At 65.3% G+C, this 12,790-nt stretch carries 17 protein-coding genes; 1 reads left to right on the top strand and 16 read right to left on the bottom strand.

The window, feature by feature from the left end:
• Positions 1-9: 9 nt before the first annotated feature.
• The 8 genes from groES to JZY91_RS01520 form a co-directional block, all read right to left on the bottom strand.
• Positions 10-309 carry a co-chaperone GroES gene (gene groES / locus JZY91_RS01555; RefSeq protein ID WP_234948245.1) on the bottom strand — a complete coding sequence of 100 codons (300 nt, stop codon included), beginning with the start codon at positions 307-309 and terminating at the stop codon, positions 10-12.
• 82 nt (positions 310-391) lie between these two features.
• A complete protein-coding gene (gene tsaD, locus JZY91_RS01550) occupies positions 392-1,444 on the bottom strand; it encodes a tRNA (adenosine(37)-N6)-threonylcarbamoyltransferase complex transferase subunit TsaD (protein ID WP_234948244.1) in 1,053 nt (350 codons plus the stop codon).
• Between the two features lie 11 nt (positions 1,445-1,455).
• On the bottom strand, positions 1,456-1,935 hold the full coding sequence (rimI, locus tag JZY91_RS01545) for a ribosomal protein S18-alanine N-acetyltransferase (RefSeq protein WP_234948243.1): 480 nt from the start codon (positions 1,933-1,935) through the stop codon (positions 1,456-1,458).
• Positions 1,935-2,633: a tRNA (adenosine(37)-N6)-threonylcarbamoyltransferase complex dimerization subunit type 1 TsaB gene (gene tsaB / locus JZY91_RS01540; RefSeq protein ID WP_234948242.1), complete on the bottom strand. Its 699-nt coding sequence runs from the start codon at positions 2,631-2,633 to the stop codon at positions 1,935-1,937. Before tsaB ends, rimI begins: the two co-directional genes overlap by 1 nt.
• Complete coding sequence (locus JZY91_RS01535; protein WP_234948241.1) at positions 2,633-3,142, bottom strand: hypothetical protein; 510 nt, start codon at positions 3,140-3,142, stop codon at positions 2,633-2,635. The genes tsaB and JZY91_RS01535 overlap by 1 nt, the downstream gene beginning before the upstream one ends.
• 46 nt (positions 3,143-3,188) lie before the next feature.
• Positions 3,189-3,692, bottom strand: coding sequence for a tRNA (adenosine(37)-N6)-threonylcarbamoyltransferase complex ATPase subunit type 1 TsaE (tsaE, locus tag JZY91_RS01530; protein ID WP_234948240.1), 504 nt, complete (start codon positions 3,690-3,692; stop codon positions 3,189-3,191).
• A gap of 26 nt (positions 3,693-3,718) precedes the next feature.
• A complete protein-coding gene (gene alr / locus JZY91_RS01525) occupies positions 3,719-4,807 on the bottom strand; it encodes an alanine racemase (RefSeq protein WP_234948239.1) in 1,089 nt (362 codons plus the stop codon).
• Positions 4,808-4,837: 30 nt separating this feature from the next.
• Entirely contained in the window at positions 4,838-5,497 is a 660-nt protein-coding gene (locus JZY91_RS01520) for a hypothetical protein (protein ID WP_234948238.1), read from the bottom strand.
• Between the two features lie 150 nt (positions 5,498-5,647).
• On the opposite strand from JZY91_RS01520, the gene JZY91_RS01515 reads away from it, so the two are divergent.
• The gene (locus JZY91_RS01515) at positions 5,648-6,502 is read left to right on the top strand and encodes a dienelactone hydrolase family protein (protein ID WP_234948237.1); all 855 of its coding nucleotides are present in this window, start codon (positions 5,648-5,650) and stop codon (positions 6,500-6,502) included.
• A gap of 77 nt (positions 6,503-6,579) precedes the next feature.
• Here the strand turns inward: JZY91_RS01515 and JZY91_RS01510 are convergent, their stop codons facing one another.
• The 8 genes from JZY91_RS01510 to JZY91_RS01475 form a co-directional block, all read right to left on the bottom strand.
• Entirely contained in the window at positions 6,580-6,852 is a 273-nt protein-coding gene (locus JZY91_RS01510; protein ID WP_234948236.1) for a hypothetical protein, read from the bottom strand.
• A complete protein-coding gene (locus JZY91_RS01505; RefSeq protein WP_234948235.1) occupies positions 6,852-8,903 on the bottom strand; it encodes a hypothetical protein in 2,052 nt (683 codons plus the stop codon). The genes JZY91_RS01510 and JZY91_RS01505 overlap by 1 nt, the downstream gene beginning before the upstream one ends.
• The gene (locus JZY91_RS01500; protein ID WP_234948234.1) at positions 8,903-9,217 is read right to left on the bottom strand and encodes a hypothetical protein; all 315 of its coding nucleotides are present in this window, start codon (positions 9,215-9,217) and stop codon (positions 8,903-8,905) included. Before JZY91_RS01500 ends, JZY91_RS01505 begins: the two co-directional genes overlap by 1 nt.
• Before the next feature lie 129 nt (positions 9,218-9,346).
• Entirely contained in the window at positions 9,347-10,687 is a 1,341-nt protein-coding gene (gene glmM / locus JZY91_RS01495; RefSeq protein WP_234948233.1) for a phosphoglucosamine mutase, read from the bottom strand.
• A 147-nt stretch (positions 10,688-10,834) separates the two neighbouring features.
• On the bottom strand, positions 10,835-11,392 hold the full coding sequence (gene rpsI, locus JZY91_RS01490) for a 30S ribosomal protein S9 (protein ID WP_234948232.1): 558 nt from the start codon (positions 11,390-11,392) through the stop codon (positions 10,835-10,837).
• Positions 11,392-11,835, bottom strand: coding sequence for a 50S ribosomal protein L13 (gene rplM, locus JZY91_RS01485; protein ID WP_234948231.1), 444 nt, complete (start codon positions 11,833-11,835; stop codon positions 11,392-11,394). Before rplM ends, rpsI begins: the two co-directional genes overlap by 1 nt.
• A 289-nt stretch (positions 11,836-12,124) precedes the next feature.
• Positions 12,125-12,409, bottom strand: coding sequence for a WXG100 family type VII secretion target (locus JZY91_RS01480; protein WP_234948230.1), 285 nt, complete (start codon positions 12,407-12,409; stop codon positions 12,125-12,127).
• Between the two features lie 24 nt (positions 12,410-12,433).
• A complete protein-coding gene (locus JZY91_RS01475) occupies positions 12,434-12,751 on the bottom strand; it encodes a WXG100 family type VII secretion target (protein WP_234948229.1) in 318 nt (105 codons plus the stop codon).
• Positions 12,752-12,790 lie beyond the last annotated feature (39 nt).

Below are 12,790 nucleotides of genomic sequence, written 5' to 3'. Positions count from 1 at the left end.
CCCCTTCGCTTACTTTTCTACGATTGCCAGCAGGTCGCGGGAGGAAAGCAGCAGGTACTCCTCGCCGTTGTACTTCAGCTCGGTGCCGCCGTACTTAGCAAAGATGACGGTGTCGCCCTCCTTGACATCCATCGGGATACGGTCGCCGTCCTCGTCGAAGCGGCCCGGGCCAACCGCGATCACGGTCGCCTCCTGCGGCTTCTCAGCTGCAGAATCCGGGATGACCAGGCCGGAAGCGGTGGTGGTCTCGGCCTCGGCGATCTGCACCAGAACCTTGTCGTCGAGCGGGCGGATGTTCACGTTTGCCATGATCTGTGACCTTTCGTATTTCCAGGTTGGTTACCGTTAGCACTCTACCCACGCGAGTGCTAACACTCAACCTTGGCCACGCCTATCCGGTAACTAGTGGTGTCTCAACCTCTAGCGACGTATCCGTCCCCACCGCAAGCCCTGAAGGCTGCGCCCCCTCATGGATCAGCTGCGCCGCCAGCGCCGCAATCATCACCCCGTTGTCCGTGCACAACCCCAGCCGCGGCACGCGCAGCTCAATACCCTTCGCCGCGCAGCTCTCGGCGGCAAGTTCGCGCAGCCTGCGGTTCGCCGCTACCCCTCCACCAAGCAGCAACGTCTGCGCGCCGGTATCCTCGCACGCCATCACCGCTTTGCGCGTGAGCACGTCGCACACCGCCTCTTGGAAGGACGCGCACACGTCCTCCACGCTGATCACGCGCCCCTCCCGCTCAGCCGCCTCAACATGGCGCGCTACCGCGGTCTTGAGACCGGAGAAGGAAAAGTCGTAGCGGTGCTCCCCGCGCAGGTCCTCGGCGCGAGTCAACGCTCGCGGGAAGTTCACGGCATCCGCATCACCGCGGGCAGCAAGCGTATCGACGATCGGTCCCCCCGGGTACCCTAGCCCAAGGAGACGGGCAACTTTGTCGTAGGCCTCCCCCGCGGCGTCGTCAAGCGTAGAGCCCAGCTCGCGCATCGGGCGACCCACCGCATCCACCTCGAGGAGCTGCGTGTGCCCGCCGGAGACCAGCAGCGCGATGGAGTGCGGCAACTCGCTTTCACCCTCCAAGTTGGCCACCGCAACGTGGCCGCCCAGGTGGTTCACCCCGTAAAACGGTACGCCCCACGCGGCGGCGTACGCCTTCGCTGCAGAGGCACCGACAAGTAGCGCGCCCGCCAAGCCCGGTCCCACAGTGGCCGCGACGGCATCGGGCTTGGACACGCCCGCCTCGGCCAACGCCGCCTCCATCACCTGCGGCATCGCCTCAAGGTGGGCGCGGGACGCAATCTCCGGTACAACGCCGCCGAAGCGGGCATGCTGCTCCATCGATGAGGCGACCTTGTCGGCGAGGATGGTCATCGTGCCATCGTCGGCAAGCTGGATAATGCCCACGCCGGTCTCGTCGCAGGAGGATTCGATGCCGAGGATGTTCATGCTGCGCTCCCCTATTCGTGCTCTGATGCGCGGCGGCGCATCATGGAAAACGCGTCCGCGCCGGATGGCTGATAGTAGCCCTTCCTGGTAGTCAGGGTGAAAAACCCGTAGCTCTCATACAACGCGATAGCTGGCGCGTTATCGGTGCGGACCTCCAAAAACACCGGCCCGTCGAGCAGGTCCGCGGTGTGGAGAAGCTGGTCCATCAGCGCGCGACCAATCCCGCGCCCCTGGTGGGTTGGCGCGACCCCGATGGTGTGCACCTCAAATTCCGGATCCTCCCGCGGCCCCAGCATGGCTAAGCCCGCGTATCCGACCATGGTGCCGCCCTCGAATGCGCCGAGGTAAAAATTCCGCGGGGCGGAAATTTCCGCGGCCAGTGCGCGCTCCGACCAGGGGTTTTCCTCAGCGAACAATACTTGTTCCAGTGCGGCCGCCGGGGCAGCGTCGGCACGCGTGAGCTCCCTGAATTGCAGACCCGCGGTACGCATCACAGCGCCACGTCGGGGATCGCCGGCGATTTGGGCTTCGCCTTCGGTTCGACCGCGTCGGGGCGGCGCAGGTAGTGGGGCAGCAGCGGCGCGGGCTCTACCGTGAAGTCGGCGGCGCGGATGAGCCCCTCCGTGCGCGGGGCAACGTAGGTAGTGCGCTGCGCGGGGATGCGGATTTGCCCGGCAAGCTGCTCCGGCACGCTTAACACATCCACGGCGTCTGTACCGATTGCGATATCACCCGGCGCGCACACGGATGGGCCCGCAACACGCTCGGCGGTACGCTCCGTGCCGCGGTAGAACGCCCAATACACTTCGCGTCGGCGCGCGTCCGTGACTATCAGCGACGTTGGCGCATTGAGCTGCGCAGCCACCGCGTCGTGGGTGACCACGCCGTAGACGGGCACGCCAAGCGCTTGGCCGAATGCGGAGGCGGAGGCCATGCCTACCCGCAGGCCGGTGAACGGGCCGGGGCCACACCCGACGACGATTGCATCGAGATCGGCGAACCTTAACCCCGCCTGGCCGAGCACCGCTTGCGTGGTGGGCACGAGGCGCTCGTTGTGTGCGCGGGTTGCCTCAACCGATTCAGCCAGCACCGTGGGCTCCTGTGCGGGCACGCCGTCAGCCAGCTGGGGGACTTCGGCGATGCCGACGATCAAGTCAGTCGTCGCCGTGTCCAGCGCAAGGACCAGCATTACTGGCGGATGCCCAGGGTCCAGGTGCCGTTTTCAAAGTAGAACGGCATGCCTGCGTTCAGCGGGTAAGAATCCGTCTGCGGGATATCGCAGACGTTTATCTTGCTCAGCTCCACCTGGTCCAAGAGCACCGGTTCGGCTTGGTTCGCCGGGAGCAGCACAACGTAGCCGTAGCGGCCATCAAGGTCGGGTGCCTCAGCAAGATCGAACGCGGACAGCTTGGCACCGATCAGGTCTGCCGGCTCATTCGGGCACAGGGTGGTGTAGCCGGCGTACGTGTTGGAATCGTAAACCAGGGACGGCGCGACCAGCTGGGCCACCACCGCACCGCCGGTGGGGTGCGTGCGATCAAGCGTGTTAGCCAGGGAGTTCGTTGGGGCGACGTGCGCCGCCTGGACCTGCGAATCGGGGCGCGATGCCGGAATGAAGATCAGGCCGATGAGGACAACCAGCCACGCCACCGCAGCCAGCACAACCCAGTTACGCTCGGAGTTCTTAAGCTTCAGCATGCCCACCACCCTACAACCAGGCCCAGTGGCCGTCGCGGGTAGCGCCCTAGTTGCCGGCAGAGTTCCCGGCAGTGCGCCAGCTGATGATGCGCCCCTCCGAAGCTGGGTCTTCTCTCACCAGGGTCTCCCTGTCGAGGGTGATCAGGAGGTAATTGCTGGAGATCTGCTCCACTAGCCCGCCTCCCCATTCCGCCACCACTACGGCGGAGTCGAGCTCTGTGTCCAAGTCCAGCGCGTCCAGCTCTCCCAGCGGGTCCCCCGGAGACCCCTCGCCCAGCAGCCGGTAGGCGTCCACGTGGATCAGGTCAGGCCCGCCGACGGTGGAACGGTGCTGTCGTGCAATAACAAACGTCGGGCTGGTCACGCGCCCCTTGACCTGCAGCCCCTCCGCAATGCCTTGTGTGAAGGTGGTTTTGCCAGCCCCGAGAGGACCATCCAGAATCACCACATCGCCAGCCTCGAGTGCGGCACCGAGTTCTTTGCCCAGCACCTTGGTCTCTGCAGCGGTGTCGCAGACCCGGCTGCCCTGCGAAGGAAACTCGCTCTTCATCTCTGCCTGCCTTTGCTACGCCGTGCTTATGTGAGGTACTCGCGGACAGTCCGCCCTTTCGGGGAGCACACCACTTCATAGTTGATGGTGCCCACCGCATCGGCGAGTTCAGTGGCTGACATGCCGCCGGCACCGAAAATGATCGCCTCGTCGCCGGGACGCACACCACGCTCATTGCCCTCCAGCCACAACACCACCTGGTCCATGCACACGCGCCCCACAACCGGGTAGCGGGTTCCGTCCACGGTGACCGCGAGGCGCGGCTGCCACGCGCGAGCTATCCCGTCGGCGTAACCGGCGGGCACCACTGCAGTGAACCCGTCAGCTGGGGCACGCCACGTCTGCCCGTAGCTCACGGAGTCACCGGCTCTCACGCGCTTCACAGCCAGGATGCTCCCCACCCATGTCATGGCCGGGCGCAGCCCGTGATCCTCCCCGGCGATGGGTTCAAGCCCGTACAGGCTCACCCCCGGCCGCACCTGCTGGAAATGCAGGTCCGGCCGCGCCCAGGTTGCCGGGGAATTGGCAAGGTGGTTCACCTGCGGGTCCAAACCTGCCTCGCGCGCCCGGTCAATGGCATCGCGGAATCGCCCGCCTTGCGTGTCGTTGTACGGATCCTCAGGCGTGTCCGCGGAGGCCAAGTGGCTCATCAGCCCGGCAACCTTGATCGCCCCGGCGCGCTCCGCCTCTGCGGCCGCGGCAAACGCCAAATCCCACTCCGCTTCGTCGAATCCGGAGCGTTGCATGCCCGTATCCACCTTGAGGTAGACGGTTCGCGGGGTGGCGGGCAAGGGACCGTCGATAAGCGCCTGCAAGTGCCCCATGCTGGGAACGCCCAGCTCAACGCCCTCCGGAATGTCCTCTGCCGGTGCCCAAAGCCAGGCGATGACCGGGAGATCCGTCACCGCGCGCACCGCCCGGGCCTCGGCGAAGGTGGCAACCCCGAACGCATCCGCCCCGTTTGCCGCCATCACTGGCACGCAGCGCGCAATCCCGTGATTGTACGCATCCGCTTTAACCACGCAGACTAGGCGCGCATCGCCCGCCTGCCGCTTCAACACGGCAACGTTGTGGGCGATGGCAGCGAGATCGATCCGGGCGGTCAACGGGTACATGGATTCATATTGTGCACCGCCGCCGCCGGGTTAGAGGAGGTGCACCACGCCAAGCACAATCAGCAACGCTGAGACCACCCAGGTAGCGGCAAGCGTGACGGTCCGGGGGTTGGCGCGCGCCCACGCGAACGCCCGCCCAGCCGCACTGTACGGGGCTTGCCGAACCCATGCGACCAACAGCGCGGTCAGTGTGGGTAAAGAAAGCGCGATAGTGGCGTAGAGCGGGATGGTGGCGTACCGCGTCGCCGCATCCACCCCTGCCGCGGAAAGGAGCGCGAGCCCGCCGTAAAACGGCACCGACGTGGCGGACTGCACTACGCCAAGCACGAATCCGGTCAGCACCGTCAGCGGATTCGGCGATTTCAGCGGGCCGAGAATGCGATCAACCAGCGCAGTATTGTCACCCCCGCGAAGGGCAAGCAGGGCGGTGAGCACGCCGGTTGCTATGAGCACGATGCCAAACACCGGCCCATCCACGAACCGCTGCACGGCGGGGCCGAGGCCGTCAAAAATCACCAGCATCACAAACGCCAGCGCGGCCACGCCCAGCCAGTCGCCGCCAATCAACAGCGCAGTCACTTTGCCGTACCGCCCCCCGCCGCGCGGCGCCATAATCCCCACGGCGACGATCACGGCGATCAGCAGCAGATTGATTGAATCGATGAACGCGAGCGAAAGCGCTCCAAGCATCGCGCCTCCTTCACTTCGCCGCCGTGGTGAACGTGAGCAACACTAGACCATCGCAGGCACTGCTCGGGGTTCGCGCACGCGTGACGACGCCCCTTCAAACACCCAAACGCACCCAGGAATCACGCTGAGGTATCAAGTAGGCTATTGAGCGTGTCTGCAACTTTGAAACACCTGTCTGACTTGTCCAAGCGCGGCCCCCACCGGGTCATGGAAGGCGACCTGGGTTACACCGGGCTCCCGGGCAAGGTTTACACGCCTGCAGAGGGGCGCGACCTGCCAGCGGTAGCCTTCGGCCACGACTGGCGCCGCGGCACCGAGGCATACGTGGAAACGCTGCGCCACCTTGCCAGCTGGGGCATCGTCGTTGCAGCACCCAACACGGAAACGGGCCTGACCCCGGACCACAAGGGCTTCGCCGCAGATCTGGAGACCGCGTTGCAGGTGCTTGCCGGCGTACGCATCGGCAACGGCAACATCACCGTCTCCCCTAGCAAGCTCGCCCTCGCGGGCCACGGCATGGGCGGTGGCGCAGCAGTACTTGCCGCGGTGGATAACAAGAAGGTGCGCGCTGTTGCCGCCGCGTACCCGGCTAACGTTGCCCCCTCCGCCGTGGAGGCCGCGCGCAACCTGTTCATCCCGGGCCTTGTCATCGGCCCCGGTGAAGACAGCGATTCTCTGCTCAACCCGGGCAACCCCGCCAAGCTGGCCTACAACTGGGCCGGCGAGGTTGCGTACCGCGCCGTGAAGAAGGGTGAGCAGCGCGGTTTCTCCGAAGACACGTTCGCGTCCCGCCTGATCGGCCTTGGCAAGTCCGACTCGAAGAACCAGGCCACCACTCGCGCGCTCATCACCGGTTTTCTGCTCCACCAGCTGGAGGGCGAGAAGAAGTACGCGGCCTACTCCGACCCGGAGGCATCCGGCAAGGGCATCACCTCCATGGTTGGGGATGACTTGGCAAAGGCCGCCGGCCTGACCCGAGACGATTCCGCGTTCTCTCTCTTCTAGCTTTCGCCTTAGCCACCCGCGATGCAGACCGCGGGTGGCCTTTTTCTGCCTCAGGTGGGGTTATGCCTCAGGTGGGTTTATGCCTCAGCTGGGTTTCCGCCAGAACCCGGCCCCTCCCTCCGCAGCACAGCTTTCACCTGGCCCTGCGGCCGCTCACGACGTCGCGGCATACCGTACTCCCCACGCGGAATGTGGGCTGGCGGACGCTGCGGGTGCAGTTCGCGCGACAGCGCCTGCTGCTGCGCCGTAATCTCCATTTTCTTCTGCGTGTCGCGCAGTACCGCTTCGAAGTCCTGCAAGCGCTTGGCGGTGCGCCGCTGGTACATCTCCGCGAACTCGATGAAATCCATTACCAATCCCCCAATTTTCTCATTCCCCATGTTTTGACGTGCTGTGTCGCCTCAACCTTTACGCCTGCCCTACCGCCGGTGGACGCTGGTGTCGCAGCCGGAGCGGCCGGACCAGGTGCAGCGGCCGGACCAGGTGCAGCGGGCGGCGGTGCAGCCGGTGCAGGTGCCGACGGTGCAGGTGGCGGGGCAGCGGTTCCGGACGGCACCCCAGATCCACCACCTGAAGACCCCGCCCCAATGGTGGGCGCAGAATTACCGTTAGCCACCTTTTTGGGCGGAGCCGGCGGTTCCTCCACCTTTGCTAACTCGGGTGGTGGCGAAGCGACTCCCCCACCCGTTGCCGTCCCGGCCGCAACCGTTGAGGCCTCGGCAGCAGGAGCATGCGTCCCGCACTCCGCACCCGGGCACGCAACCACCTCATGCAGCAGCGTGCGCAGGCGCTCAATGCCCCCTTGCACCGCGGCCACACCCGCCTGCGCCAGCGGCCCCACCATGATCTTTGCCGTCACCTCCGGTTTTGCCGGACTAATAGTCTCGGCGATCCCGCAATCCACGGCATCCAGGGGGGCATTGACGGTGAGCTCAAGACCGAAATCGAAGCTCAGGGTAAACGTCAGTGCTCGCTTGGCGTCCGGCTGGGCTTCTTGCTTATCGACGACCCCCGGACCCTCCGTATCAGGCAGCACCTGCTCAGGCTGTTTCGACTCCCCGGGACCTTTCGACGTGTCCGGCTGCTCCAGCGGTGCCTGCTTGGCGTCATCCGGCGCTGCAGGCTCGCAGCGGCAAAGCCGGTCAATTGGGCCCGCCTGGGTGTCGGGAGCACCTGGGCGGATGCCAGCATGGGTAACCGGGGCATTCGGCGACTGCTGCGCCGCGCCGGGAACGCTTGAGACCGTAGGCACCTGGAACAAGGACTTCGTCGGCGGGACCGCCTGCGGAGCAGCAGGTTGGGCGGGAAGCGGGCTCACCCCCGCCTGCGCGCTCGGAGTCGGTGCGGTTGCGACCGGCGCGGTCGCAGTCGGCGGGCTGCCGGCCGGCGTTGTAGTCCCCGCTGGCTCACTCCCCTCCGGATTCAGCGCGGGAGGTTCCTTATACTGCATAGCCGGGGATTCCCCAGCTGGCACCTGGGATGCCGGCGGCGCAGGCAGCTGCTCTACCTCGGTCACCCTCGGCACTTCGAACACCTTGCTCTGTGGCGGTGTCACGGTAGGCGGAGTCGTAGCAGGCGGCGGTGAAGTCGGCGTCGGCGCCGGCGTTGGTGCCGAGGGGAGCTCCGGCGGCAGCGTCACCGTCGGCGCGGGCGACGGAGCGGGTCCAGTGACAGGGCCCGGGTTTGGGGCAGGTGTCGGCGCTGGCGGTGGCGCCACAGTGTCGGTCTGCTTGCCCGGCGCTTCCTCGTAGTGGCACTTGTTGTCCCGGTACCGCACCGGCTGGTCGGCCTTGTTGCCTGCCGCGTCTTCGAGGCAATCGCACATCCCGTCCAGGATGAGTTCGATAAGGCCGTTACCATCCCGGGTGATGTCCAGCGCCCACTTGATCGCCTTGAGCACCAGCTCCACTGCTATGGGAATGAGCTTGGTCAGCGCGAACTTAAGCACGATTTCGAGCATGCGCTTGGCGGGGCGAATCAGCATTTCCACGCTCGCACGCATGGTGGACTTGATCTTCTCGATGGCGGAACAGCAGTTGCGGATCTGCTTACTCACCGTGTCCACCTGATCGAAGTGCGATTTCGTCTTCGCGGCATCCGCACGCTCCCGACGAGTGATACCCACCTCGAGGAACCAGCTCTCCGCGCCGCGTGGTACGGACACCCGGGTGTTCCGGCGGGCCACTTCTCCGCGTGCGCCGCCGCAGCCGGCCAGCCCAATAGTGAGCGATGCCCCGCGAAAGCGGGTGAAGTCCTGGCCGCTGCACCGCTTAACCTGCCCAATGACATCCTTGCCAGCGGATGCCACCGCGGCCTTTTGTCCTGCGCTTACCCCGGGTGCGATGTTGACCATTGCCACCGCTTCACTCACCGTGGTCTGCGCCGTTGCACCTGCCCCCATCACAGCCCGTTCACCCGCCCGAAGGCTGCGGCGTTAGCGGCATCGAGTGCATCCACATCGTCCGCGAGCGCGAGGATGCTCTCCCACGTGCGGGAACGTGACTCGAGATACTCAAGCGTGGTCCCGTGCAGGCGCTCCAGCGCGTCAGCGATGCGCGCCCCGCGGTCAGCAAACCCTTCGCCGAAGTCCGCGGGATGGACCTCAACCCGGTTTGCATCCAATGCGTGCGCTGCAGATTCGTAGGTGGCAATCGCTCCGTCGTAGAAAGCACGCACCACCGCGGTGTCTAAATCTGGCCCAACGTGAGTGCCCACGTCTTACCCCCAATGATGTTGTTTGGGCCGGCTCACACCGGCCCAAGTCTGAATAGTCTTCCCCTATTCAGACTCCCCCAAACGCCCGCCGGTTCCCTCGCCGGCGAAACTTTTTTACCCGCGCCTAGATTAAACCGCCGCGACCGCGGCCGCCAGCCGGCCGGCAACCTTGCGCGCCTGTTCCTCCTCGGCTGCCTCCACCATCACGCGGAAGAGCTCCTCGGTGCCGGATGGGCGCAGGAGCACGCGGCCGTCGTCGCCAAGCTCGTGCTCCGCGGCGGCGATTGCCTCCTGCACCTCGGGTGCGTGCAGGATGCGGCCCTTGTCGGACACCGGCACGTTGATCAGCACCTGCGGCAGCACCGTCATCACGCTAGCCAGCTCGGCGAGGCTCTTCCCGGTCTCTGCCATGCGGGCCATGAGCATGAGGCCGGTCAGGGTGCCGTCGCCAGTCGTCGCGTAGGCAGGCAGCACGACGTGGCCGGACTGCTCGCCGCCCAGGGAGTAGTCGCCGCGACCGAGTTCCTCGAGCACGTAACGGTCGCCCACGGCCGTCTCCTTTAGCGCAATCCCCTGTTCGCGCATCGCGATCTTCAGGCCCAGGTTGCTCATCACCGTCGCAACCAGTGTGTTGTCGACGAGGGCGTTGCGCTCCTTCATCCCGGTGGCCAGGATCGCCATGATCTGATCGCCGTCAACGATGCTGCCCTGCGCATCTACAGCAAGGCAGCGGTCCGCGTCACCGTCGTGGGCCAGGCCGAGATCAGCACCGTGCTCCACCACGGCCGCCTGGATCTGCTCCATGTGGGTGGAACCGGAGCCATCATTGATGTTGAACGCGTTGGGCTTGTTGAAGATCGCGGTGACCTCTGCGCCAGCGGCCTCGTACGCCTGGGGTGCCACCTTGGAAGCGGCGCCGTTCGCGCAGTCCACAACCACCTTGATGCCGCTCAGATCAGCAGCTACGGCCTCCTTGAGGTGCGCCAGGTAGCGCTCGCGGGCATCCGGAGCCTCCTCGATCACGCGACCAATGCCGGTGCCGGTCGGGCCGGTCTCGGAAAGCTCCGCCATCGCGGCCTCAATCTCGTCCTCAACATCGTCGGGGAGCTTCTTGCCGCCGGCGGAGAAGAACTTGATGCCGTTGTCCGGCATCGGGTTGTGGGACGCCGAGATCATCACCCCGATATCGGCACCGTAATCGTCCGTCAAAAACGCCAGGCCCGGGGTGGGAATGACACCTACGCGCAGCACGTCCACGCCCTTGGAGGCCATACCTGCAGCCATCGCCGCTGCTAGCATCTCGCCGGAGACGCGGGGATCGCGCCCAATGAGCGCCGTCGGGCGACGCTGCGAGCTGCGGTCACGGGTAAGCACGGTCGCCGCGGCCGCGCCAAGGCGCATCGCCATCGAGGCCGTCAACGCCTCATTTGCCAGGCCGCGCACACCATCAGTGCCAAAAAGTCGAGTCATAGCCACAATTATGCCGGACACCTCCGCTGCTGCCAGGCTGCGGTTCCTACAAAAACTGAGGTTTTTGCAATCGTCGGCAAGCAAAAAGCTCCCCCCGGCGTACGGAGGGAGCTTGAGCATGCGCGGCGAATGTGCGCCGCAGCGAGATTAACGCTTGGAGTACTGCGGTGCGCGACGGGCCTTGTGCAGACCAGCCTTCTTGCGCTCCACGGCACGGGCATCACGGGTGAGCAGGCCAGCCTTCTTCAGGGTCGGGCGCTCAGCCGGGTTGTACACGTTCAGCGCACGGGCGATTGCCAGGCGCAGGGCACCGGCCTGGCCGGTCGGGCCGCCGCCGCCGATGTTTGCCTTGATGTCGAACTGGCCCTCGCGCTCGAGCAGGGTCAGCGGCTGCAGGATGTCCTGCTGGTGCAGCTTGTTCGGGAAGTAGTCCTCGAAGTCGCGGCCGTTGACGGTGATCTTGCCCTCGCCCTCGGTAACGGTCACGCGGGCGATGGCGCGCTTACGGCGGCCAACGGTCTGGATCGGGCCCTCGTGCAGCTGCACCGGCTCAGCGAACTCGCCCTCGGTCTCCTCGACCTCCGGTGCAATCGCGTCACCGATGGTGTAGTTGAACTCCTCGGTCGCCGCGGTTGCGTGATCGATGTCGGTGTCCAGCGCCTCTGCTGCGTAGTTGTCCTCGGCGTAGTTGTTCGGCTCGGTCATTACTGTGCCACCTGCTTAAACTCGTAGGGCTCGGGCTGCTGACCGGCGTACGGGTGCTCGTCGCCGACGAAGACGTGCAGCTTCTTGATGGACTCACGGGAAAGCCTGTTGTGCGGCATCATGCCCTTCACAGCTTCCTCGATGACGCGGTCCGGGCGCTCATCCAGCGCGCGGCCCAGGGTCATGGACTTCAGACCACCCGGGTAACCGGAGTGGCGGTAGCGCATCTCGCGATCGCGCTTGTTGGACGAGATGTGGATCTTGTCAGCGTTGATCACAATCACGTGATCGCCGGTGTCAACGTTCGGTGCAAACTGCGGCTTGTGCTTGCCGCGCAGCAGGTCAGCTGCGGTGGAAGCGAGCTTGCCAAGCACCACGTCGGTTGCGTCGATGACGTACCACTTACGGGTAATGTCACCGCTCTTCGGGTGGTAAGTAGACATGCATGACTCCTTTAAAGTCTGTCTAGAGGCTGCCGGCCAGGTACAGCGCCGCGCGCCCTGCGTTCCAACGGCGGCCGGTGGAGACCCGATGGAACGTGCGCAGGCTGCACAGCCCGCGCGACACACAGGTGTATAACCCTACGTCACGCCCCCGCCGTGACCAAAACGCCGTGTGTCCCACAAATGCGGAAACGCCCCGCCCGCCACCTACCAGAGCCTGGCGGCAGCGCGCGGGGCGTTTCATGTCCCCCCGATGGATTCGGCGGAGCCGGGTCTTAACCCCAGCCGATTAACCCCAGCTGTTCGCGGCCGCTGCGTTGACGGCCATCATCTGGTTGTTGCCCTCCTCGACGGTGTCCGCGATCTGGTTGAGGATGCGGTTGAGGTCCTCCGCCGCCTGATCCCACTTGGCCTGGTGCGCGCGGTAGTTCACAGCCGCGTCGCCTTCCCAGGTGTCCGTCATCGGCTTGATCATGTCCTTCAGGTCCGACAGCTGGCCGTTGATGCGCACCGCGGAAGAACGGATGTCGGAAGTTGCGTTGGCGATCTGGGCGAAGTCGTACTTAATGTGCATGGCTGAAAAGTCCTTTCTTTACTTCTAAAGCGCCAGGCCGGAGGTGGATGCGAGACGGTCGAGGCCCTCAGTGTTGGTCACGTCGGTGTTCTCGTAGTGCTTCGCGTTGTCGCGGATGTTCACGGAAATCGCGTTCAGCGCCTCCCCCAGGCGTCGTTGTGCATCGTCATACCTCAGCATCAGCTCGTCGAAGCTGCGCTGTGCGCGACCCTCCCAGGACCCGCGGAGTGCCTGGGCGACGTCCTGGATACGGTCAATCTCACGGTTGACATCTGCGTTGACGGCGTCCGCGTGGTCCGCGGTCGCGCGCATGACCTCGGCTTCTGTTGCGAATTGGCTCATGGTGTTGTCTTCCCCCTCGAAGAAGTGTCAGGTAAGAAC

This window comes from Corynebacterium sp. CNCTC7651, from assembly GCF_021496665.1.
Lineage (GTDB): Bacteria > Actinomycetota > Actinomycetes > Mycobacteriales > Mycobacteriaceae > Corynebacterium.
This window is presented reverse-complemented; position numbering and strand designations above follow the sequence as displayed.